Annotated in this window: 20 protein-coding genes and 1 other RNA gene; 9 read left to right on the top strand and 12 right to left on the bottom strand. The window is 63.6% G+C overall.

What is annotated here, in order from left to right; translation table 11 throughout:
• Positions 1-542 precede the first annotated feature (542 nt).
• A complete protein-coding gene (locus MESS2_RS21710) occupies positions 543-1,337 on the bottom strand; it encodes a thymidylate synthase (RefSeq protein WP_008876600.1) in 795 nt (264 codons plus the stop codon).
• A 141-nt stretch (positions 1,338-1,478) separates the two neighbouring features.
• Positions 1,479-1,790, bottom strand: coding sequence for a DUF2853 family protein (locus tag MESS2_RS21715; RefSeq protein WP_008876601.1), 312 nt, complete (start codon positions 1,788-1,790; stop codon positions 1,479-1,481).
• 169 nt (positions 1,791-1,959) lie between these two features.
• On the opposite strand from MESS2_RS21715, the gene ssrA reads away from it, so the two are divergent.
• Positions 1,960-2,316, top strand: a transfer-messenger RNA (tmRNA) gene (ssrA, locus tag MESS2_RS31325).
• 168 nt (positions 2,317-2,484) lie between these two features.
• On the opposite strand, the gene MESS2_RS21720 is transcribed toward ssrA, so the two are convergent.
• Together MESS2_RS21720 and MESS2_RS21725 are read right to left on the bottom strand one after the other, a co-directional pair.
• Positions 2,485-3,567 carry a D-alanine--D-alanine ligase family protein gene (locus tag MESS2_RS21720; RefSeq protein ID WP_008876603.1) on the bottom strand — a complete coding sequence of 361 codons (1,083 nt, stop codon included), beginning with the start codon at positions 3,565-3,567 and terminating at the stop codon, positions 2,485-2,487.
• Positions 3,568-3,699: 132 nt separating this feature from the next.
• On the bottom strand, positions 3,700-4,596 hold the full coding sequence (locus MESS2_RS21725) for a LysR family transcriptional regulator (protein ID WP_008876605.1): 897 nt from the start codon (positions 4,594-4,596) through the stop codon (positions 3,700-3,702).
• Between the two features lie 141 nt (positions 4,597-4,737).
• Here MESS2_RS21725 and MESS2_RS21730 point away from each other — a divergent pair, with 141 nt between their 5' ends.
• Positions 4,738-6,207 (top strand): MFS transporter, encoded by a 1,470-nt coding sequence (locus MESS2_RS21730; protein ID WP_008876606.1) that lies wholly within the window; start codon positions 4,738-4,740, stop codon positions 6,205-6,207.
• 46 nt (positions 6,208-6,253) lie between these two features.
• Here the strand turns inward: MESS2_RS21730 and MESS2_RS21735 are convergent, their stop codons facing one another.
• Positions 6,254-7,459, bottom strand: coding sequence for a multidrug effflux MFS transporter (locus tag MESS2_RS21735; RefSeq protein ID WP_008876607.1), 1,206 nt, complete (start codon positions 7,457-7,459; stop codon positions 6,254-6,256).
• Between the two features lie 187 nt (positions 7,460-7,646).
• On the opposite strand from MESS2_RS21735, the gene MESS2_RS21740 reads away from it, so the two are divergent.
• The 4 genes from MESS2_RS21740 to MESS2_RS21755 all read left to right on the top strand — a co-directional run bounded on the left by MESS2_RS21740 (position 7,647) and on the right by MESS2_RS21755 (position 9,565).
• Positions 7,647-8,336, top strand: coding sequence for a TetR/AcrR family transcriptional regulator (locus MESS2_RS21740; protein WP_008876608.1), 690 nt, complete (start codon positions 7,647-7,649; stop codon positions 8,334-8,336).
• A 198-nt stretch (positions 8,337-8,534) separates the two neighbouring features.
• The gene (locus tag MESS2_RS21745) at positions 8,535-9,068 is read left to right on the top strand and encodes an SspB family protein (protein ID WP_008876609.1); all 534 of its coding nucleotides are present in this window, start codon (positions 8,535-8,537) and stop codon (positions 9,066-9,068) included.
• Positions 9,069-9,086: 18 nt separating this feature from the next.
• Positions 9,087-9,323 carry a DUF4169 family protein gene (locus tag MESS2_RS21750; RefSeq protein ID WP_008876610.1) on the top strand — a complete coding sequence of 79 codons (237 nt, stop codon included), beginning with the start codon at positions 9,087-9,089 and terminating at the stop codon, positions 9,321-9,323.
• A gap of 11 nt (positions 9,324-9,334) precedes the next feature.
• Positions 9,335-9,565: a ribbon-helix-helix domain-containing protein gene (locus MESS2_RS21755; protein WP_008876611.1), complete on the top strand. Its 231-nt coding sequence runs from the start codon at positions 9,335-9,337 to the stop codon at positions 9,563-9,565.
• On the opposite strand, the gene MESS2_RS21760 is transcribed toward MESS2_RS21755, so the two are convergent.
• From MESS2_RS21760 to MESS2_RS21775, 4 genes are all read right to left on the bottom strand, one after another.
• Positions 9,566-13,564, bottom strand: coding sequence for an AsmA family protein (locus MESS2_RS21760; RefSeq protein WP_008876612.1), 3,999 nt, complete (start codon positions 13,562-13,564; stop codon positions 9,566-9,568).
• A gap of 101 nt (positions 13,565-13,665) precedes the next feature.
• Positions 13,666-14,187, bottom strand: a complete 522-nt coding sequence (locus tag MESS2_RS21765; protein WP_008876613.1) for a hypothetical protein — start codon at positions 14,185-14,187, stop codon at positions 13,666-13,668.
• 127 nt (positions 14,188-14,314) lie between these two features.
• Positions 14,315-14,818: a hypothetical protein gene (locus MESS2_RS30270; RefSeq protein ID WP_008876614.1), complete on the bottom strand. Its 504-nt coding sequence runs from the start codon at positions 14,816-14,818 to the stop codon at positions 14,315-14,317.
• A gap of 5 nt (positions 14,819-14,823) precedes the next feature.
• Complete coding sequence (locus tag MESS2_RS21775) at positions 14,824-16,242, bottom strand: FAD-binding oxidoreductase (protein WP_008876615.1); 1,419 nt, start codon at positions 16,240-16,242, stop codon at positions 14,824-14,826.
• Between the two features lie 104 nt (positions 16,243-16,346).
• On the opposite strand from MESS2_RS21775, the gene MESS2_RS21780 reads away from it, so the two are divergent.
• Together MESS2_RS21780 and MESS2_RS21785 are read left to right on the top strand one after the other, a co-directional pair.
• On the top strand, positions 16,347-16,832 hold the full coding sequence (locus MESS2_RS21780; RefSeq protein ID WP_008876616.1) for a thioesterase family protein: 486 nt from the start codon (positions 16,347-16,349) through the stop codon (positions 16,830-16,832).
• A 254-nt stretch (positions 16,833-17,086) separates the two neighbouring features.
• On the top strand, positions 17,087-17,284 hold the full coding sequence (locus MESS2_RS21785; protein ID WP_008876617.1) for a hypothetical protein: 198 nt from the start codon (positions 17,087-17,089) through the stop codon (positions 17,282-17,284).
• A 41-nt stretch (positions 17,285-17,325) separates the two neighbouring features.
• On the opposite strand, the gene MESS2_RS21790 is transcribed toward MESS2_RS21785, so the two are convergent.
• Positions 17,326-17,805 (bottom strand): Lrp/AsnC family transcriptional regulator, encoded by a 480-nt coding sequence (locus tag MESS2_RS21790; protein WP_008876618.1) that lies wholly within the window; start codon positions 17,803-17,805, stop codon positions 17,326-17,328.
• Between the two features lie 89 nt (positions 17,806-17,894).
• Here MESS2_RS21790 and MESS2_RS21795 point away from each other — a divergent pair, with 89 nt between their 5' ends.
• Positions 17,895-18,812 carry an EamA family transporter gene (locus MESS2_RS21795; RefSeq protein WP_008876619.1) on the top strand — a complete coding sequence of 306 codons (918 nt, stop codon included), beginning with the start codon at positions 17,895-17,897 and terminating at the stop codon, positions 18,810-18,812.
• Here the strand turns inward: MESS2_RS21795 and MESS2_RS21800 are convergent, their stop codons facing one another.
• Both MESS2_RS21800 and MESS2_RS21805 read right to left on the bottom strand, forming a co-directional pair.
• Positions 18,813-19,739: a dienelactone hydrolase family protein gene (locus MESS2_RS21800; protein ID WP_008876620.1), complete on the bottom strand. Its 927-nt coding sequence runs from the start codon at positions 19,737-19,739 to the stop codon at positions 18,813-18,815.
• A gap of 252 nt (positions 19,740-19,991) precedes the next feature.
• The gene (locus MESS2_RS21805) at positions 19,992-22,304 is read right to left on the bottom strand and encodes a glucose/quinate/shikimate family membrane-bound PQQ-dependent dehydrogenase (RefSeq protein WP_008876621.1); all 2,313 of its coding nucleotides are present in this window, start codon (positions 22,302-22,304) and stop codon (positions 19,992-19,994) included.
• Positions 22,305-22,559: the final 255 nt, after the last annotated feature.

Raw genomic sequence — 22,559 nt, forward strand, 5'->3', positions numbered from 1 at the left:
TTTCGCTACCCCCGATAGGCGATGACCATACGCCAATTCTCGACATCGCCATTGTACAGCCATGGTGCAGCCGCGACCCCGAACCTCTTTTCGTCAAGAGCACGAATCAAATCGATCCCGGCATCAATGTCGGCCCTTACCAGCGCTCCTGAAGCCATCCGAACACTCCTTGTTCTTCGTCGACCATGGCATTTCGCATGGCCGTCGCCTCAAACACATCTATCATATCGTAGCGCGAAGCCTCATTCCAATCCGAGACCGCTGACCAGTGGCCATCGAACACAGGCGAAGACGCACGACGCTCGGTAAGCTCGGCGGACAAGCCAGCCAACGCTATGAGCTTGTTGAGGTCATGTCTTGGGCGAATTTCTTGTCAGGGATCGTATCAGGACTGAACAGTCTGGATATTCGCGACTTAATGGCGATCTCAGCTGCGTAACCGAAAAGATAATATGCGTTCGAAAAGCGTTCGTTCTGAAACAGGAGTTCGGCGTCACGTAATTTGGCGTTGGCAATGGCTTGGAGTGTCGCCCTCTCCAGCGTCATACAGCGATCGGCGCCTTGATCGTCGCGTCGGCGAAATAGTTCTCAAGCCGGAAATCCTCGAAGCGGAAGGCAAAGAGATCCTTCACGTCCGGATTGATCCACATGGTCGGCAGCGTCTTGGGCGTGCGTCGCAACTGTTCGCGCGCCTGCTCGAAATGGTTCGAGTAAAGATGCGCGTCGCCCAGCGTGTGAACGAAATCGCCGGGCTTCAGCCCGGTCACCTGCGCCACCATCAGCGTCAGCAACGCATAGGAGGCGATGTTGAAGGGAACACCGAGAAAGATGTCGCCGGAACGCTGGTAGAGCTGGCAGGAGAGCCTGCCTTCCGAGACATAGAACTGGAACAGGCAGTGGCAGGGCGGCAGCGCCATGGCCTCCACCTCGGCCGGGTTCCACGCCGAAACGATCAACCGGCGGGAATTAGGATTCTTGCGTATCTCCTTGAGAAGGCCTGCAATCTGGTCAATGGCGCCGCCGTGGCCATCCGGCCAGGAGCGCCATTGCTTGCCATAGACCGGGCCGAGATCGCCATTCTCATCGGCCCATTCGTCCCAGATGGAGACGCCATGGTCCTTGAGGTACTCGATGTTGGTGTCGCCGGCCAGGAACCACAAAAGTTCGTATATGATCGACTTCAGATGCAGCTTCTTGGTGGTGGTGACCGGAAAGCCGCGCGCCAGGTCGAAGCGCATCTGGTAGCCGAACACCGAGCGTGTTCCGGTGCCGGTGCGGTCGTCGCGGTCGGCGCCGTTTTCCAGCACATGATTCAAGAGGTCGAGATACTGGCGCATTGGCTTCGGCTCGATTCGGGTTGCCATCCATAGTAGCCGACTGGCTGTCGGCCGAACATATCAAAGCGCAAGATGTTTCAACGCCGATAGCGTTACAAGCTGGCGCGGCAAATCGCGCCAGCTTCCGCTTCGATGCAGATGTCAGAGTGAGCCGAGCTTGCCCAAATCCTTGGCGACCAGATAATAAAAGGTCACGCGGCTCTTGGTGTTGTCGGCCGCCATCGCCTTGCAGGTCTTTTCGATGGCAGCGTCCGCCTTGCTGCCGTCGGTGACGCCGAGTTTCTTGGCAGCCCAGTTGTTCCGGACGCGCTCGAGTTCCTTGGGATCCGTGCAGGACACCAGCGAGGAATCGCGGTTCCTGAGCGCGATGCCCAGATGCTTCACGATCTTGGCGACCGCATCGGCATTTGCCGCGGCGTCGTACTTCTTCACGTCTGCAAGATAGTCGGACATCAAAATTCCCCTCGTCGGCGCCACGGGATCCAGTCGATGAGGGCTGTGGCGCGCTGCCGCGAACTCTGCGCTAGGTTGATAATTCCTCACCGCGGCAAAGCTTCGGTTGAGTGCGCGTGCAAGTCAACCCTCCATGATCCGCTTTGAGACAGATATGAAACGGCTTTCCGGCCTTTCATTTCCTGCGATGGCCCCCTATATTCGTTTTGTCGGCTTGACCGACTATGGCGATAAATGGGCGATGAAATAAGCCGTTCGGACCCGGGGGCGGTACCCGGCGCCTCCACCAAAAACCGCTCGATGAGAGCGGCTTTTGCTGGGGGCGAAATAGGATCGACGAAGGTGTAAAGATCGTACTTTTGCCCGGCATTGTACCACCGTCATCGGGCTAAACTTATAGTTGCCAACGACAACTATGCGGAAGCTCGTCTCGCTGCTTAATGCAGTGCGAACGCTTCAAATCAAGCCCTAGGGGTTCGCACTTCTAGGCGGGGTTCGGAGGTACCTGGCAACAGAAACCTCCACTTCTCCCCTCTTTCGATTTGGTAGCGGCGGCAGGCTTGCCGGTCGGTTTCTTGCGTTGCGCAGGGCGCGCCGATCGAAGCTCGGCTGCGCTTCGCGCTGGCGGAGATGGGATTGCAGTCCGGTTAAGAAGGCCGGGCTGGCCAGGCGTCTTTGTCCGCCATGAGAGGTCTCAAGCTACAGCCGGCAAATTAGCGCCGGCACGTGCCAGGCCGTGCGCCACGAGCCGGTCGATGACCTCCGCATAGCTGACCCCGCTCGCCGCCATGGCCTTGGCGTACATGCTGATATCGGTGAAGCCGGGGATGGTGTTGAGCTCGTTCACGAGGGTGCGCATGTCGGTCGTCAGGAAGAAATCGACGCGTGCCATGCCGTCGCAGCCGACGGCGCGAAAGGCCTTGGCGGCGATCTCGCGGATCTTGCCTTCGATCTCCGGCGGCAGTTCAGCCGGAACCTTCAGGACGGCGCCATTTTCATCGATGTACTTGGCATCATAGCTGTAGAAGCCGTGGCTTTCGGCTGGTACGATCTCGCCGGGGCGAGACACGAACAACCCGCCATTGGCGTCCTCCAGCACGCCGCATTCAATCTCGCGGCCGCTGATGAACTCCTCGGCCAGCAGCTTGCTGTCGTGTTTGAAGCCCTCGACGAGCGCGGCCTCATAATCCCGCTCGGTCGCGACCTTGCTGACGCCGACGGACGAGCCCTGCCTGGCGGGCTTGATGAAAAGCGGCAGTCCCAGGTCGCGCCGCAGGTCGGTAAAAGCCGGCGCTTCCCCTTGCGAAATCGTAACGGACCGGGCCGTCGGCAATCCCGCCTCTTTCAGAAGGCGCTTTGCTATCTCCTTGTCGAGGGCCGTGGCTGAACCGAGGATTCCGCAGCCCGCAAACGGCACCCGCGCCACTTCCGCCAGCCCTTGCACCGAACCGTCCTCGCCATGCAGGCCGTGCAACACGGGAAAGACGATATCGATCTTCGCCAGTTCATGCGGCTTGCCGCTGGCCGGGATCGCCAGGATGCGCCCGCGCCCGCCCGGCACAAGGCAGATCTCAGTCTCCGCCGCCGGCCTTGCCAGCGCCCCACCCTCGAAGCTGCTCAGCAGCCATTGCCCTTCGCGGGTGACGAAGATCGGCACCGCATCATATCTGGCGGGCTCCAGCGCGCGCATGACATTGGTTGCCGAAAGCACCGAAATCTCATGCTCGGCGGAGCGCCCGCCAAAGAGCACGGCAATGCGCAATCTGTTCGCGGCCATCAATGTCTCCCGAATGATCTGGTGCTTGAAAAGGAAGCCGACAACGATGCCGCGGCCGGATATTCGTATACTCGTATACGAGATTCAATCGTGCATTCAAGCGGGCCGGTCCAAGCAATAGCGCAAAAAGCCTCAGCCAGCCGCGCCGCAAACCTCCCTTACGCATCCGCGCAACCAGCGATGCACCGGATCGGCGTCGAGCCGCGGGTGCCAGAGCAATGAAATCGTTACCTCCAGCATAGCGACCGGAATGGCAAAACTATGCATTCCGGCGCGCAGATTGCCGGTATATCGCTCGGGGACAGTGGCGATCAGATCGGACGCCCGGGCCAGGGCCAGCGCGGTCGAGAAGCTGCCGACGACCATGACGATGTCTCGCTTCAGCCCGAACGGTTCCAGGGCTTCATCGATCGGCCCCCTGTCGAGCCCTCGCCGCGAAACGCCGATATGCTTGCCCTCCGCATAACGAGCGGCTGTGATCTCGCCTTGGCTCAGCGGGTGCCCCATTCGCACGACGCCGATGAAGCGATCCCTGAACAATGCCTGCGTGCGCACCTCCGGACCCGTGGCGCCTCCCACGACGCCCGTCTCCAGATCGATGCTCCCCTCACGCAGCGGCGTGCTTTCCTTGTCCGACTTCAGCACGAAGCGCAGCCGCACGCCGGGAGCTTCCTCCCTGAGGCGAGCCATCAGGTCCAGCCCGAAGTTTTCCGCAAAGCCTTCGCGGGCCCGCAGCGTGAACGTCCGGGTCAATTGCCTGAGATCGGGCTTCTCCGCCGGACGCAGGGCCGCTTTGGCATCCTCGACGAGCTGACCGACCCGCTCGCGAAGTTCGAGTGCCCGAGGTGTCGGAACGAGACCGCGTCCGGCCCGAACCAACAGCGGATCGCCCGTCGTCTCGCGCAGCCGCGCCAGCGCCCGGCTCATCGCCGACGGACTGAGCCGCAACCGCCGGGCTGCACGCGCGACGCTGCCCTCCATCAGCAAGACATCAAGGGTGACCAGCAGGTTGAGATCGGGTGTCGACATGCGCCTGACATAGCACGATTTGACCTGGATGTGGCGTCAAATGCACGAATGGAATGCAAATGATGCGTATTCCGCCATGTCATGCAGAGGACTATTTTCCGGCAGCTCCGTTCCGGGAGCCGCCAGAAGACGGAGTTCACCTTGAAGCCAATCGTTTCAGGACAGCCAGTCATCACGGGACAAAATGCGGCGGCAGTCGCAAATACGGTACGGACACCTTCAATCCGCTGGGCGCTCGCCGGTCTGTCGCTGTCGATGTTGCTTTCCTCGCTCGGCACCAGCATCGCCAATGTCGGCTTGCCGAATTTGGCACAGGCGTTCAACGCCTCCTTCCAGGACGTCCAGTGGATCGTGCTGGCTTATCTCCTGGCGATCACCACGCTGATCGTCAGCGTCGGACGGCTCGGCGACATCGCCGGCCGCCGCCGGCTGCTGCTGGCAGGGATCTTCCTGTTCGCCGCGGCCTCCGGCCTATGCGGCATCGCGCCCACGCTCTGGTGGCTCATCGCTGCCCGGGCGGCGCAGGGCCTGGGGGCAGCCATCATGATGGCCCTCACCATCGCCTTTGTCGGCGACACCGTTCCGAAAGCAAGGACCGGCAGCGCCATGGGTCTGCTCGGAACGATGTCCGCGATCGGCACCGCGATCGGCCCATCGCTCGGCGGTGTCCTGATCGCCGGCTTCGGCTGGCGGGCAATCTTTCTCGTCGCGGTGCCGCTGGGCATGCTGACTTTCTACCTCGCGCACTGCCATTTGCCGGTCGATCGCGTCGAGCCGAAGGCCGATCGGGCCGGCTTCGACACTATCGGTACGTTGCTGCTCGCCATGGCGCTCGCGGCCTACGCGCTCGCCATGACGGTCGGGCGCGGCAGTTTCGGTTCGCTCAACATGGCGTTGCTGCTGGCTGCTCTGTTCGGGATCGGCCTCTTCGTGCTCGCTGAGGCAAGAACAGCATCGCCGCTTGTCCGACTGGCGATGTTCCGCGATCCGGCGCTGAGTGCGAGCCTCGCCATGAACGCGCTGGTTTCGACGGTAATAATGGCAACGCTGGTGGTCGCGCCGTTCTACCTCTCCCGCGCGCTCGGGCTCAAAGAGGCTCTTGTTGGGCTGACCATGTCGATTGCCCCGATCGTCTCCTCTGTGAGCGGTATCGTGGCCGGCCGTATCGTCGACCGTTTTGGCGCCCCTACGATGGTCGCCGCCGGACTTGTGCTGATGGCGGCTGGTTCGTTCGCCCTGTCCGTGATTCCGGCATCTCTGGGCATTGCAGGCTACATCGCCGCCATCATCGTCCTGACCCCCGGCTATCAGATGTTCCAGGCGGCCAACAACACCACCGTCATGATGGATGTCAGGCCGGACCAGCGCGGCGTCGTTTCCGGCATGCTCAGCCTGTCGCGCAATCTCGGCCTCATCACCGGCGCATCCGTCATGGGTGCCGTGTTCGCGCTCGCATCGGCGACGACCGATGTGGCAACCGCGCCTCCCGAAGCCGTTGCGTCAGGCATGCGGATCACTTTCGCCGTGGCGGCAAGCCTGATTGTCGCAGCACTTGCCATCGCGGCCGCAAGCCAGGTCCTCGCAACACGGCGAACCGGATCGCAGGCATGAAAAAGGCCGGGACTGGCCCGGCCTTTCCCCGGAGGTCTCGTGATCGTTACTCGGCCGGCGCTTCGACTGCTTCGCGACCGCGGCCGATCGTGACCTTGGCCAGCGCGAAGGAGATCACGGCGCAAAGCGTGATGCCGGCGACCATCGGTAGCGGCGTTCCGTCGAAGAACACGCCGGCGACACCCATTGCGACCGCGCCGATGGCGAAATGCAGCGTGCCCATCAGCGCCGAGGCGGTGCCGGCGATTTCGCCATGCTCCTCCATGGCCAGAACCGATGTCGTCGGGATGACCAGGCCGAGAAAACCGTAGCCGATGAACAGCAGCGCCGCCATCACGTCGAGCCGGTCGACGCCGGACGCCATAATCGCGAACAGCACCACCATCGTCGTCGCATAGCCGACCACCGCGATGCGCACCACGCGCCTGAGGCCGAAGCGCTCCGACAGCAGGCCGGTCAGCTGCGACATGCCGATGAAGGCAACGGCGTTGATCGAGAAGAACACGCTGTAGACCGACGGCGACAGCCCGTAATAATCGATCAGGATGAAGGACGAGCTCGAAAGATAGACGAAGAAGCTCGCAATGCCGAAGCCGGCGATGGCTGTCAGGCCAAGGAAGTTGCGATCGCCCATCAGGAAACGGTAGCCTGAAAGCGCCGTGCCAAAGGAGGAGCCGGCGCGCTCTTCAACCGGCCGCGTTTCCTTGAGCGAGGTGGCGAGCAGGATGGTGGCGAGCACCGCCGCGCCCGTCACCGTCCAGAATACGGCGCGCCAGCCGAAATTCTCGATGATCTGGCTGCCGGTCAGCGGCGCCAGGATCGGCGACACCGAAAACACCAGCATCAAAAGCGACATCAGCTTGGCGGCTTCGGTGCCGGTGTGCAGGTCACGCACGATGGCGCGCGGCACCGCCATGCCGGCGCTGGCGCCAAACCCTTGCAGGAAACGGAAGGCGATCAGCCATTCGATGGTCGGCGCCAGCGCCGAGCCGACGCCGCCGACCATGAACAGCGCCAGGCCGCCATAGAGCGGCAGCTTGCGGCCGACCATGTCGGAGATCGGCCCGACAACGATCTGGCCAAAACCCATGGACAGGAAGAAGATCAGCAGGCTCATCTGCACGGCGGCCGTGCTGGCGTTGAGATCCTCGCCGATCGAAGGCAATGCCGGGAGATACATGTCGATGGCGAAGGGGCCGATGGCGGACAACAGGCCGAGCACGACCGCAATGCGGAGGAATTTAGGACTCATGATGCAGGCTTCTTTCGAATCTGGTTGCCGCCGCGGACCGGCGTCTAACCCTAGGACGTTCCATCCCGTCAAATTCCTACCCTGCAGGAGCGAATTCTTCGTCCCTGCCGAGCGAAATCTCTTTATGTCAGGTCTACAAATTTAGACACTCTTGTCCATTTCGTCAATCACGTCTATATAGATTTTCATGAAGCTCGGCGTTTCTCCTGACATCATCCCGCCACGCGGCCATGAGGCCAAGCGTGTCTCCATCATGGATGCCGCCAGTGAGGTGTTTTGCCGCGAGAGCTTCGCCGGCGCCAATATCGACATGATCGCCGCCGAAGCCGGCGTGTCGCGCCAGACGATCTACAACCACCATGGCGACAAGGAGAAACTCTTCGTCGCCATCGTCCGCGATCTCACCGAGCGCTGCAATGCCGGTATCTTCGCCACCATTTCGACCTTTCCCGACCAGCCGAAGGATCTCGAAGCCGACCTGATCGCCTTCGCCGTGCGCTTGAACCAAAACTGCATCTGCAACCGCGACGGAAAATTCCTGCGCAAGCTGATCCAGACCGAGGGCGAGCGCTATCCCGAACTCTTCGCCGAATGGCGCGAACAGGGACCAGGCAGGACATGGCCGGCGATCGCCGCCCGTTTTGCCCGCCTCGCCCATGCCGGCTTCCTCGACATCGACGATCCCGATGTCGCGGCGCGCCAGTTCCTGGCGCTTGCCAATGCCGAATTGCAGACCACCTTCATGCTCGGCGGCACGCCTGACGAAGACGAAGTGCTGCAATCCGCGACACATGGCGTGCGCACCTTCCTGCGCGCCTTCGGCAAGCGGCAGCCTGCGGCCAGCGCCGGCAAACAGGGCGCGCTTGCCAACGCCTGATGCATGCCGCCCAAAGCCGGCCATGGGCTCGACCCGAGGGTGCTCGGCGGTTTGGGGACAACGACATGCATGAAATAAGGCGATCAAATCTCAGGCATCGCTGTCTCGCATCTGCACCGTCGGCCTCTATATCCGGTTTACGCCGCCCTCAAGCTTGATTACAGCTATGCGGACGATTCAACGGAACCTGACTGGCATATGGCCGACGACCACATCCGCTACGACATTCTGGCCCAGGAGGCGTTGCGCGGCGTCATGCGCAAAGTCCTGGCCGAGGTCGCGCGCACCGGCCTCCCCGGCAACCATCATTTCTTCATCACCTTCCTGACCGGCGCGCCGGGCGTGCGCGTGTCGTCGCGGCTGCGCGAGCGCTATCCCGAACAGATGACCATCGTCATCCAGTTCCAGTATTGGGATCTGAAGGTCACCGACACCGGCTTCGAGGTCGGACTGTCCTTCTCCGACGTGCCGGAAAAGCTGGAAATCCCGTTCTCGGCCGTGCGCGGCTTTTACGACCCGTCCGTCAATTTCGAGCTCGAGTTCGACGTGAAGACGGAAACCTCGGCGGAGGACGAACCGGCCACCCAGCCTTCCGAGCCGCTGGCCATCGTCGCCGAGAAGAAGCCGGAAACCAAGAAGAAGGCCGCCGAGGCCGAAAAGAAGCCGGCCGCGGCCGACGCCGCGGCCAAGGGCGCCGACGTGGTGTCCCTCGACGCCTTCCGCAAGAAGTAGCCCGACGGGCCGCGCGAGATGGCCGACATCGTCAATCTCCGCCATGCCCGCAAGCAGAAGGTGCGCGCGCAAAAGGAGCGCTTGGCCGAGCAGAACCGGACGCTGCACGGCCGCTCCGGGGCTGAGCGGGAGCGTGACCGGCTGGCCGCCGACAAGAGCGAGAAGTTCGTCGCCGGCCATCGCCGCGAAAAGCCTGGCGACCAGAGCATCGGACCGAAAAGTGCGCGGCGGTTTTCGGATGAGTCCGATACCTGAAGTGAAGTGAAATGACCCCGGTCGAAAAGCGCTCGGTGACCATCCACGGCCATCGCACCAGCTATTCCCTCGAAAAACCCTTCTACGACGATCTCGTCGCCATTGCAGCGGCACGAAAACTGACGCTTGCCGCGCTGGTCGCCGAAATCGATGAAAGCCGGCCGCGCGACGCCAACCTGTCGTCGGCGCTCAGGCTCTACGTCCTGGACTGGGCCAAGCGAGGGATGAAAGGTTCTTTGTAGCTATCCGCCGTCCAGCGATTTCAGCAAATTTTCGATCGATGACGGTTTGAGCTTTGGCGCGGCTTCGGCCGGCGGCGGATTGTCAGACGGATTGTCGTTGGCCGGCGGCGCACGCTCCACCTTCGGCGCCTGCGCCGCAGCCTTGCGTTCGGCGTCGAGCTTGGCTTTTTCCTCGGAGGCGATCCGCATTGCTTCCTCCGCTTTCTGGCGCTCTTCCTCCTCGGCTTGTGCCTTCCTGGCTGCCTCGGCGGCCCTTCGCTCTATCTCAGCCTTGGCTTCGGCCTCAGCCTTGGCCTTCGCTTCCTCTTCTGCCTTTGCCTTTGCTTCGGCGTCTGCCTTGGCTTTGGCTTCGAGATCCGCCTTGGCCTTGGCTTCCGCTTCGGCCTGGGCTTGTGCCTCGGCTTCGGCCTTCGCCTTGGCATCAGCCTCGGCTTGCAGCCGCGCCGCTTCTTCCTGCTTGCGCAATTCCTCGGCTGCCCTGTCGCGCTCGCTCTGCAGGGCCGCGTAATAACGCACCTCGCGCCGCAGCCGCTGTTTCTCAAGCAGTGCCGCCTGCATCGCCTCGACCCGCTGCTGCTCCTTTTCCAGCGCGCGCTGCGTCAGGAACTGCGCCAGCGGCTCGCTGTCGAATTGCCGTTTCGGTGCGCCGAACGGTCCGTCGACGCTGAAATTCAGGGTCGGTTCGGAGCCGACCAGTGCCTCGTCGCCCGGCCGATAGGTGATCGCACCGTTGGCGGCGACCGTGCTGGCATTCAGGTCCGCGCTGATGTCGGCGGACAAGGTCGCCGCCGGATTGTCGAAATTGACCGGTGGCGCCCTCAGCGTGCCGCCGGCAATGGTAAAGGCGATGTCCGTATCTCCGGCCGGAAAGCTGCCCGCGGCGGCGATCTGCGGTGCGAAACCAGCGGTCTTGGCCGCGTCGATGTCGCGCCCGATCGCATCGGCCTTGGCGATGAAGGCACCAAAGGCGGCGGGATTGACCCCGGCAATGGCCAAGCCCTTCAGCGCGGCGGTCCCCGAGCCGGACAATGCCGCAATCATCGCATCGACCGATTTGCCGCTGCTCGAAAGCGCCGTCGAGAAATCGCCGTTTCCGCTGATCCCGGCCTCCGGCAGCACGGTGGACAGGTCAGTGCCGGCAAGCTTCATCTGGCCGGAAAAAAGCCCGGTGCCTTCAGTGTTCTTCAGTTCGAACAGCCCGGTAAGCATGCCGCCGAAGAGCTTTGCCTTGAGATCCGACACACGGATGCCTTCCTGGTCGAGCTTCAGCGACAGCGTCCCATCATAGGCCGTGGCAAGCGGACCGGCGGCCAGCGCCGCCGTGGTCAGGTCGAGGTCCGCAGTGAATGGCAGGCTGGACTTCTGGCTGAAAGGAGCGGTCGGCCAACTCCCCTTCGTGTCGAGAAAGGCTTGGTCACCGAACAGCATCACCGCCATCGGATCGAGATCGAGTTCATCGAGCGCCAGAGCACCGGCAAGATGGGGCAATCCATCCTTGGCGTCGACATTGACGTCGCCGGAAACCGCCGCCTCGTTGACGGTTCCGTTGAGACCGCTCAGCACCAGGAGGCCGTTGCCATAATCGGCATCGGCCGCAAGCGAGGTCGACATGCCTGACCCCATATTCGGCAGGCCGACGCCGGTCGTCATCAGCCAGGGCTCGATGTCGGTGGCCTCGAGGCTGACCTTGCCCTTGGCCGTCGGGCCTTGCGGCGTCTCGGTGACCGTTCCGTCGAACCCGGCCTTGAAATCGTTGCCGGCGAGGCTGAAGCTCGTCGCCATGCCGCCGCCAAACGTGCCCTTGGCCGAGACATCGGTGGTCGCCTCGCCGAGCATGCCGAGCGGCAGCGCGGGCAGGCCGTAGAGCGCCAGAAGCGCCGTCGCGTCGGCATTCCTGGCATTGAAGGTCAGCGTCATTGGCGCCTCGAGCAGCCGGTCGGCCGCGCCCTTGCCCGAAAGCGATGCCGAAAAGGCCGAGCCGCCGGCCTTTCCTTGCGCGCTGACCGCGAGCCCCGTCGTGCCGTCGCCATTGCCGGCGGCACTTGATACCAGATCGACGCGCGCGTCCTGGAACAGCTCGGGATAGGCCGCCACGCGGGTCTTCAGCCCTTCGAGTATGGCATTGTCCGGATAGTGCTGCGCCGCCACGTCGATCAGCGGCTTGAGATCGACGGCAACCACCGATGCGTCAAGCTTGCCGGTCGGGCTCTGCGGGAAATCCTTGACCCGGCCGGTGGCGCTGATCGAGGCGCCGGCAAGTCCGCCCACTGAAAGCCGGTCGATTTCGAGCAACCCGTCGCGCAGCCTCATTGCGGTATCGACCGTATCGGCGGTCAGCCCGCCGGCGCTGACCGGCCCGGCCTTGATCTGGAAATCGAGATCTCGGTCGGAAAACCGGTTGGCGCCCTTGTCGCTGATGAAGATCGAGGCGAAGGCCGCAAGGCCGTCGACATCGAGTTCGCCGCCTTCGAGCCGCATCAGCACCGACGGCTTGGCGTCGTCGGGCTGGCTGGAATCGATACGGCCGGAAAATTTCGCCTTGCCGAGCACGAGTTCGAGGTCGCTGAAAGCCTGGCGCTTTTCGGTCAGGTCGACATTCGCCTTGAATCCTGCGGCCGGCAGCCGGCGGATCGCCTCGTCGACATCCTTCGACAGCCAGGCGGCAAAACCTGACGGCTGCGCCACCGCCAGAAGCAACGAACCGGTGAAGCCGAAACGGCCCTCGACGCTGAGCATGCCATTGGCTTCCAGCTTGGCGCGGCCGGGCAGCGTCGCGGCCAGCGACTTGACCGACCAGCCGCCTTCGGTCGGCTCGGCGGAAAGGCGCACGTCGCGAACCGTCGTGTCGCCGGCGACCACCGCTGGCAGCTTGACCTCGACGGTGCCCGGTATGGTCGGCTTCGGCAGGCCGAGCAGTGCCTGCTCCAGTCCGGCAATGCGCTGATCCAGGGTCAGGCCGGTGCCGGCCTCGGCGCCGACGGCTTCATCGAACTGCACCTGCGCGCCGTTGGCCTCGATCGCAAAACTCGGCTTCAGCCCGAGATCGACCGAGGCTTTGCCGTCGGCGGTATAGGGATTGTCGAGCGGCCCGGTTTCGAAGCGGAATTCGTCGACGCCGAGCTTCTGGTGATCGAGCGAGAAATTGCCGTTCAGCCTGAACCCCGGATCCGGCCTGCCGGCGGCGACCTTGTCCACGCTGACTTTTACCGTCTCGCCATCGGCGCCGCGCAACTCGGCCGATTTCTTGTCGGCACCATTCTTGTCGACACCCGAGATCTTGAACTGGCCCGAATAGACCGCCGCGCCCTCGACGATGCCGGCATTGCCGTCGGTCTCGATGACCAGCGGATAGGCGTCCGGATTGGCCCTGAGCCTGAGCCGCATCTCTCCATTGGCACTGGCCTTGCCGGTGGAGGCCGCGACCGTGGTGCGCAAACCGTCGAGCCGCATTGACCCGTCCATCCGCCATGGCCCGGCCAGCGACTTGGCCGAGATCGTCGAGTTGATCTCGGAGATGAGATGGCTGCGCCCGCCGGCGGCATGGCTGAGCGCGATCCGCCCCTCGGTTATCGTCAGCTTCTCGATCGAGATCTGGCTGGGATCGAACGGCGAGGATGGCCGCATCGCCCAGTCGACGGTTCCGTCTTGAGCAATGTCGATCGTCGCCTTCGGCCTGACCAGCCGCATGTCGAAGATCAGCACCTCGCCGCGCAGGAAGGGAGCAAGTTCGGCGTCCATCGAAAAGGTCTCGACGGTCATTGCCGGCTGGCCGCCGGTGCCGCCGGCGACGGTGACGTTCGAAAAGGTCACCGAGGGAAACGGCAACAGCCTCGCCGTGGCATCGCCCTGGACAGTTACCTTGCGGCCCAGAATGGCGCTCGCCTCACGCTCGAAATCGGCACGGTAGCCCGCCCAGTCGATGAAATACGGCACCACCAGCGCCGCGCACAGCACCAGCACGAAAAGGCCACCGAAGATCACGAACAGGCGTGCGAGCATCAATCCCCAAGCATCGATTGAAAGTCAGCCGCACTCTACCCGCATCAGCGTGTCGATAAAGAGGCAATTCTCAAACCGGCCGGCTTCCGGCGCGCGGAAACTCAGCGTGCGTCGCGCTTTGCCTGTGCCACCTTGGCCGCCTTGCGCTGCCGGCCGAGTTCCATCGGCCGCACCAGGTTCGGCGCCCTCTGGTTCACCACCGCCCGCATGCCCTTGTGCGCGGTGCGTGTGTTGAACTCGGGGCCGTCCGCGCCGGCGCCTTGCTTCATGGAAAGCGCCTTGCGCGCATTCTCGACCAGCGAGATCCGCGCCGCCAGCTGGCGGCGGCGTTCGGCCTCGCCATTCAGCCGCCGCATGGCCATCGCCAGAACCTCGAGCTTCAACTGCGAACCGCCATCGGCCTTTGAAGCGACGGCTCCCTTTGGCGCACCCTTGCCGCGTATTTCGCGGCGGCGCCGGCGCGCCTCGCTTTGCGCCTTGTCGCGCCGCTCCCGCAACAGCTTGACCAGGCCGGCAAGCTCGGCGTCGGCAAGATCCTGCACCGCCGGATGGTACGATTTCTCCACCAGACCGTGTTCGTCGGCGCTTAGTGCGCGCGCCTCTTCCTTGCGTGACATCGCCATGCTGCTTGCTCCTACGCTTGTGGCACCCAGTCTCCCGAGATGAAGTGTCCTGCCAAATGGTGCTGCGATCAAGGAAAATTCCCAGAAGGATCAACCGCGTCGCTCGGGAAAGCGAACTGGTTCAGTGTCAGGCACCGGAGCCGACGGTCTCCATCAATACGGTCAGGACCGCTCCCTCGCGAAGGCTGGTCGAGAAACTCTCAGCGATGAACTCCAGCGTCGAGTCGTGGAACGTCAGGATGAAATGGCGGTATTCTGAAAACAGCTCAGGCACATGGGATGGGTGAGCCCGGTTTGCCTCTTCCAAGGAAGCGATCCACGACGAATTTAAAACTTCGAACGCGGAATATGGCCGCAGCCCGAGCCCATACAGCCGATGCCCGCTGATAGCTTCGTCGTTCGGCGGGCCGAATTGCAACGCCAGATACGGTTCCGCAGTCAGGATTGCGACCGATAGGTTGCCCGTTGTCGGCGAAACCGAACGCGGATTCGTGCCATCGAATGACGGCTCCGGCCTGTTAGCGAGGTAGCCGATAAGCAGCTTGCCTTCATCCGCAAAGACGTGAGGCAACGGTGCACCGGCGGACGACGGCGGCACCTCGATTGGCAGAAGTGTCTCGAGGACGGCCATATCCCTTACTTCCCCGCGCCCGGCAATATCTTCCCCGGATTCATGATATCAAGCGGATCGAGCGCCTGCTTGATCGTGCGCATGATGTCGACGCCATGGCCGAGTTCGTGGCGCAGGAAACCGACTTTGCCCTGCCCGATGCCGTGCTCACCGGTGCAGGTTCCGTCCATGCCGATTGCCCGCATGTTCAGCCGCGCCACGAATTCTTCCGTCTGCGCGATCTCCTTCGGATCGTCAGCGTCCATCAGCACCAGCACGTGGAAATTGCCGTCGCCGGCATGGCCGACGATCGGCGCGACCAGCCCCATCTCTGCAATGTCGGCCTCGGTTTGCGTGACGCATTCGGCAAAGCGCGAGATCGGCACGCAGACGTCGGTCGACAGGCCCTTGGCGCCGGGCCTGAGGGTCAGCGACGACCAATAGGCGTCGTGTCTCGCCTTCCACAGTTTCGTCCGCTCCTCTGCGACGCTGGTCCACAGGAACGGGCCGCCGCCATATTCCTCCGCGATCGCGCCGAAGGTCTCGGCCTGTTCGGCAACGCCGGCATCACTGCCATGAAATTCGACGAACAGGCACGGGCTCTCCGGATAGTCGAGCTTCGAATAGGTCTTCATCGCCCGCATCTGCAGCGCGTTGACCAGTTCGATGCGGGCCACCGGAATGCCCATCTGGATCGTTGCTATCACCGCATTGCAGGCCGCCTCGACGCTCGGAAACGGACAGACGCCGCCGGAGATCGCCTGCGGAATGCCCTGCAGCCTCAGGGTCAGCGAGGTGATGATGCCGAGCGTGCCTTCCGAGCCGATCAGGAGCCGCGTCAAATCATAGCCGGCCGAGCTCTTTTTCGCGCGTTTTCCCGTCGTCACCGTCTGCCCGTCCGCCATCACCGCCGTCAGCGACAACACATTCTCGCGCATCGTGCCGTAGCGCACCGCATTGGTGCCAGACGCCCTTGTCGCCGCCATGCCGCCAAGCGAGGCGTTGGCGCCCGGATCGATCGGGAAGAACAGGCCGGTGTCGCGCAGATGCCGGTTGAGATCCTCGCGCGTCACACCGGCCTCGACGGTGCAGTCGAGATCCTGCGGATTGACCGCGAGAATGCGGTTCATCCGCGACGTATCGACCGAGATGCCGCCGCCCGGCGCGTTGGTGTGGCCCTCGAGCGAGGAGCCGACGCCGAAGGCGATCACCGGCACGCGATGCGCCGCGCAGGCCGACACGATTTCCTGTACCTCGGCCGTTGTTTCGACAAAGGCCACGCCGTCCGGCGCCTGGGTCGGAATGTAGGTGGTGGTATGCGCGTGCTGGGCGCGGATCGCCTCGCCGGTCTGGAACCGCTCGCCAAGCCGCTGCTTGAGGATGCCGAGCACCGCGGCGATGCCTTCCTCGTTGCGTTCGACCGGGTTGAGGTCGCTCAGGGCCATGAATTCCTCCGCGAATGGACCAGCGTCCATGCTTGTTATGGATTTATGGATGCGTAGTCTCACCAGCCACGCTCTGTCCAGCGATCCCGAAAAGGAAAGTCAAGATGCCGATCCCTGCTCCTTTCGTTTCCCAACCCATGGACATCGAGAAGGACTGGATCGATTACAATGGCCATCTCAACATGGCCTATTACAACGTGCTGTTCGACCGTTGCTCGGACGACGCCTTCGAGATGATGGGGATGGGGCCGAACTACGCCAAGGACCGCCGCCTCACCATCTACACGGCGGAAGTGCATGTCTGCTATGTGCAAGAGCTGCATTTGGAACACAAGGTCACGGTTTCCTTCCAGCTCATCGACCATGATGACAAGCGGCTCAGGGTCTACCAGGAGATCCGGCATGTCGATGGCTGGCTCGCCGCCACTTCCGAATCACTGTCGCTGCATGTCGACATGTCCGGGCCGAAAGTGGCGCCCTTCCCGGCCGATGTCCTGGCTAGGATCGAGGCCATGCGCGCCGCCCATGCCGCGCTGCCGATGCCGGAGCGCGCCGGCCGTTCGATCGGCATCAAGCCGCGTCGTGCTTGACGAGGTTTTTGCAGCGCCCGCCTTAAGTCATTGTTTTTATTCATACCGTTGCCCGAAAGCCACTACGCCCCAGTAAGCAATCGGGACTAGCCCGCAAGATGGCTTGAACCACGACCGGGCCGTCGTTAACCTTACCGAGGTTTTAACGTGAACAAGCCGGATTGAGGCGTTGAACGACTCAGCGCGGCGGTCGAAAACCGTCCGTATCGAGTTGCGAAACGGGCGGCTGGGCGGAAGCGGTTCGGGGAACGTGCATGAAAACCGACATCAAGGTCGAGGCGGACAGGCTGGCGGCCGACCCACGCATCAGCGACTATGATTTCTGGCGCTCGCTGAAGAATCTCAACAACGAGATTTTTCACATCGCCAACAACAACGAGCCGATCCCCTTCGCCATGATCCGCTGGCGCGCCATCCTGAAACAGGCGCGCTCGAAACGCGGACATGCCTGAGCGGAAGTCACGCCGAGGCCAGCCCAGCCCTCCCCTAAGCATCAACCCGGTCGCTTCAGCGCCCCCAGCGGCGAGCGCGCCATCACCGGCGACGACTGGATGATCGCGGTGTTGGTCATCGCGTGCGGGATGATGCGGTCGATCACCCGTTCGAGCTCGGCCACCGAGCCGACATGCGCCAGCGCGATAAAGCAGTCCTCGCCGGTCACCCGGTCGCATTGCGCGATTTCCGGCAGGTCGCGGATGATCTCGGCCACGACGGTGAGTTGCCCCGGCACCGGCCTGATCCGCAGCCATGCCGACAGCTTCATGCCGAGCGCGGCCGGATTGATCCTGATCGTATAGGCCTCGATCACGCCGCTCTCCTGCAGCCGCCTGATGCGCTCCGCCACGCTCGGCGCCGACAGGCCGACCGAACGCGCCAGTTCAGCCGTGCTAGTGCGCGCATCCTTTTCCAGCAGCCGCAGGATTTTCAGGTCGGCGGCATCGAGATCGGGATTTTCGTTTCGAAGGCGTTTCAAGGGAAACTCCTTGGGATCGGAAAGACATTGATCACTATGGACGGTCATCATCCATATAAACTCGAAAACCGCCTTGCGATAGTGATCTCATGAAGGATCGAGCGCAAGCACCTGCCGCCAGCCCCGCCCTCGCCGGCCCAGCCCTTGCGAACCTGGCGAGCGCATTGCCGCCGCATCTCTGGTTCGGCGTCAGCGCCGTGTTCCACTATCTCGGGCCGGCCTTCGCCGTGCTGCTGTTCCCGCATGTCGGGGTGCTCGGCATGGCGTGGCTGCGCATCGCCAGCGCCGCCCTTGTCTTTGCGCCGCTGACCCGGCCGTGGACGGTCTTTGCCCGTGCCAACCGCTCGACCAGGCTGCTGCTTCTGGCCTTCGGCGCCTGCCTCGGCATCATGAACTGCTCCTTCTATCTGGCGCTCGACCGCTTGCCGATCTCGCTGGTCGCGGCGATCGAATTCGTCGGCACTATCGGCGTCGCCCTGGTCGGCCTGAGAAGCCCGCGCAATCTCGCGGCCCTTGCCGTCGCCGTCACCGGCACCTTGCTTTTGATCGATGTGAAATGGTCGAGCGATCCGGTCGGCCTGTTCTGGGCCTTCCTCAACGGCGCGCTGTTCGTCTTCTACATCGTGCTCGGCCATCGCGTCGCGCGCGCCGGCGCCGGCGACGGCATCGCCGGCCTGGGCGCCGCGATGGCGGTCGCCTTCCTCATCGTACTGCCTGTGGGCTTCGCCGATGCGCTGCCGGCGTTCTCGGCCCCGACGCTGCTCATCGCCGCCATCGGCGTCGGCATCTGCTCGTCGGTCATCCCCTACATCTGCGACCAGCTCGCCATGTCGCGGCTGCCGCGCTCGAGCTTCGCGCTCATGCTGTCGCTGCTGCCGGTCACCGCGACGCTGATCGGCATCGTTGTCCTGCGCCAGATTCCGAGCCTCACCGATTGCCTCGGCATCGCGCTGGTCGTGGCCGGCGTTGCTTTCCACAAACCGGCGCCGCAAACCAACGAAGCCTGATCAGGCGAGCTTCTCCCTGAGGAAGGTGACCGTCCGGCCCCAGGCAAGATCGGCCGCCTGCTTGTCGTAGCGTGCCGCCGACGTGTCGTTGTTGAAGGCATGGTTGGCGCCTTCATAGACATAGACGGTGTATTCGACATGGGCCGCGCCGAGTTCCTTCTTGAAGGCGTCGATGCCGGCATTGATGCGCGTGTCGAGCCCGGCGTAGTGCAAAAGCAGTGCCGCCTTGATCTTGGGCACGTCCTCGGCCTTCGGCTGCATACCGTAATAGGCGACGCCGGCGGCGAGGTCAGGCGCATTGACCGCCAGCATGTTGACGGTGCCGCCGCCCCAGCAGAAGCCGACCGCGCCGACCTTGCCATTGCCGTCCTGGTATCCCTTGAGGAAGGCCAACGTCGCCACGGCATTGGCCGCGGTCTGTGCCGGATCAAGTTTGGTAAACAGGTCACGCGCCTTGTCTTCATCGACCGGCGTGCCGCCGAGCGGCGACAGGAAGTCCGGCGCCAGCGCCACGAAGCCTTCCAGCGCCACGCGCCGTGCCACGTCGCGTATATGCGGGTTGAGCCCCCTGTTCTCATGCACGACGATGACGGTGCCGAGCTTGCCGGACTGGCCGGCCGGCTTGACCAGATAGCCCTTCATCTCGCCGCTACTGCCCGGGAAGGTGATGTCCTCGCCCGTCACCCGCGGGTCGTCCTCGGAAACGATCGCCGCCTGGGCCGCATTCGCCGCCAGCAGCGGGGCGATCGTGGCCGCCGCCGCGCCCGACCCGGCAAGCCTGGTCAGTTGCTCCATGAAGCGGCGGCGGTCCAGCGTCAGATGCGTGTATTCGTCATAGGCGTCGATCATCGCCTGAGTAATGGCGGGCTTCGTGATGACCGGTTTGGCAGCCTTGGCGCTTTCGGGACTGGCGGCGGACTTCGTCATGGCGTGCTCCTCGCTTCGAGACGATCTCGCTGCGCAAGATAGGGTCGCGACGTGCATGGTCCAGTCTCGGGCGAGTGACATGGCGAAAGCCCTCAAGCGAAGGATCGGCTCCAATCGTCATTTCCGACAATCTTGATGGTCCTGCCACAATATGAAGGGAAGCTGGTGGCCTCACCTCACCCAACGAGATGCTTGGATCCGTGCCCAGCCTGAAAGGCCATCTCGGGCTCGGCTAGACTCGCATTGGGCTGCCTATTTCGGCAGCGTGTAGGCCATCACATAGTCGCCCGCCTTAGTGCCGACCGAGCCATGGCCGCCGGCGACGATGACCACGAACTGGCGCCCGTCGGTGACAGTGTAGGTCATTGGCGTCGACTGTCCGCCGGCCGGCAACCGCGTCTGCCAGAGCTGCTTGCCTGATGTCAGATCATAAGCGCGCAAATAGTCGTCGACCGCAGCCCCCAGGAACGCGATGCCGCCGGCGGTGATCATCGGCCCGCCTATGCCGGGCACGCCGACCTTGAACGGCAGCGGCAGCGGCGTCATGTCGTAGACGGTGCCGTTGCGGTGCTTGTAGGCGATCTTGCCGGTCCTGAGATCGGCGCCCGCCACATAGCCCCAGGGCGGCGCCTGGCAAGGCACTCCAAGCGGCGACAGGAACGGCCCCATCACCACCGCATAGGGCGCGCCCTCGTTGCGGTTGAGGCCCTGCTCGCTGCCTTTGCTGTCATCCGGCGGCGGCACGTCGGCGCGTGGCACAAGCCGGGACGTGAAGGCCAGATAGGTCGGCATGCCGAACATCACCTGGCGGACCGGATCGACGGCGACGCCGCCCCAGTTGAAGGTGCCGAAATTGCCGGGATAGACCAGCGAACCCTGCACCGAGGGCGGCGTATAGCGGCCCTCATAGCGCAGGCCCTGGAATTCGATCCGGCACGCCAGCTGGTCGAACATGGTGATGCCCCACATGTCGGCGCCGGTCAGCGGCTTCGGCATGAAGGTGAGATCGGAGACCGGCTGCGTCGGCGCGGTGCGCTCGCCCTCGATCGCGCCGCCCGGCGCCGGAACCTCGTTGACCGGAATGATCGGCTCGCCCGTGCGCCGGTCGAGCACGTAGAGGTCGCCCTGCTTCGTCGGTCCGACCAGCGCCGGCACCACGCCACTGGCCGTGGTGATGTCGACCAGCGTCGGCTGCGCCGGCACGTCCATGTCCCAGAGGTCGTGGTGCACGGTCTGCCGCACCCAACGGAACTGCCCGGTATTGAGATCGAGCGCGGTGATCGAGGAGGAGAATTTCTCGACATTGGCGCTGCGCCCGGCGCCGAGCTGGTCCGGCGTCTGGTTGCCGAGCGGCACGTAGAGCAGGCCGAGCTTCTCGTCGGCGCTTGCCGTCGACCACATGTTGGGCGAGTTGTGGGTGTAGGTCTCGCCTTGTGCCAGCGGCGTCGTCTGGTCGGGATTGCCGGAATCCCAGTTCCAGATCAGGGCGCCGGTGTCGACGTCGAAGGCGCGGATGACGCCGGACGGCTCCTCGGTCGAATAATTGTCGTTGACCGCGCCGCCGACGATGATCTTGCCGCCTGATATCAATGGCGCCGAGGTCGAATAGTAATAGCCCGACTTCGGAAAGGGCATGTTCGCCATCAGGTTCAGCGTGCCGCCCTCGGCGAAGGCCGGACAGACCTGCCCGTTCGCCGCGTCGAGCGCGATCAGCCGCGCATCGGAGGTCGGCAGATAGACGCGCGCGGCGCAGGGCTGGCCGGCGGCGATCTTGGCGTCGGCATAATAGGACACGCCGCGGCAGGTCTGGTGCTGGCGGTCCTTGTCCGGCTTGACCTGTGGATCGTAGCGCCATTTCTCCGTGCCGGTCGCGGCGTCGATGGCAATGGCGAAATTGTGCGGCGTGCAGATGTAGAGCGTATCGCCGACCTTCAGCGGCGTCACCTGATAGGTCGTCTCGCCGATGTCGTCGGGCCCCTTCACATCGCCGGTGCGGTAGGTCCAGGCCGGCTGCAGCTTCGCCACATTGTCTGGAGTGATCTGGTCGAGCGGCGAATAGCGCTGGCCATACTGCGTGCGACCGTAATAGTGCCATTCGCCGGCAGGCACCTCGCCGCCGAGATCGGCGGTCGGCGTCACCTTGTCGGTGCTGAGCTGGCCGGCGATATCCTTCGGATCCGCCGTCATCGAATAGCCGGCGACGCCAAGCGAGGCCAGCACGGCTAGAATCAGGGGCGCCCGGCCGTCCGGGCCAGTGAGCCCCCGCCGCGCCCATGGCGTCAGCAGCCACAGCGCCAGTAGGACGATGACACCGCCACGCGGACCGAGCTCCCACCAGTCGAAGCCGATCTCCCAGACCGCCCAGGCGAGCGTGCCGAGCACGATCGCCGCATAAAGCCACAACGCCAGGGATTTGCGCCTGTAGAGCAGCCAGGCAGCGATGAGGAAGGCGAGACCGGCTATGGCGTAATACCAACTGCCGCCCAGCATCGCGAGCCAAATGCCGCCGCCGCCGAGTGCCAGGCCGATGAGGAAAAGGATCACGGCGGTAAGGACGGTTGCCATAACGACACTCCTTCAAGCGCAGCAGGCGAGCGGCCGAAAACCGCCGTTCCAAAATGGAAACGTAGCCCGCAATTGATTCTGTTTCATCTCGCCGCCGCAGTTTTCCGCTCGCCTGCACGCGGTGTCAAATTAGCAAGACAACATCCTTCGATACCGCAGGCATTGATCCGCCCTATCCTTGGTCCTGCTGTCACTCACGTTGAAATGACAGGGCGTGGCATTCGCCATTCTTCTGCCTGCTAAGGACAGTCGTCA

Source organism: Mesorhizobium metallidurans STM 2683, from assembly GCF_000350085.1.
In the GTDB taxonomy this organism is placed as follows: Bacteria; Pseudomonadota; Alphaproteobacteria; order Rhizobiales; family Rhizobiaceae; genus Mesorhizobium; species Mesorhizobium metallidurans.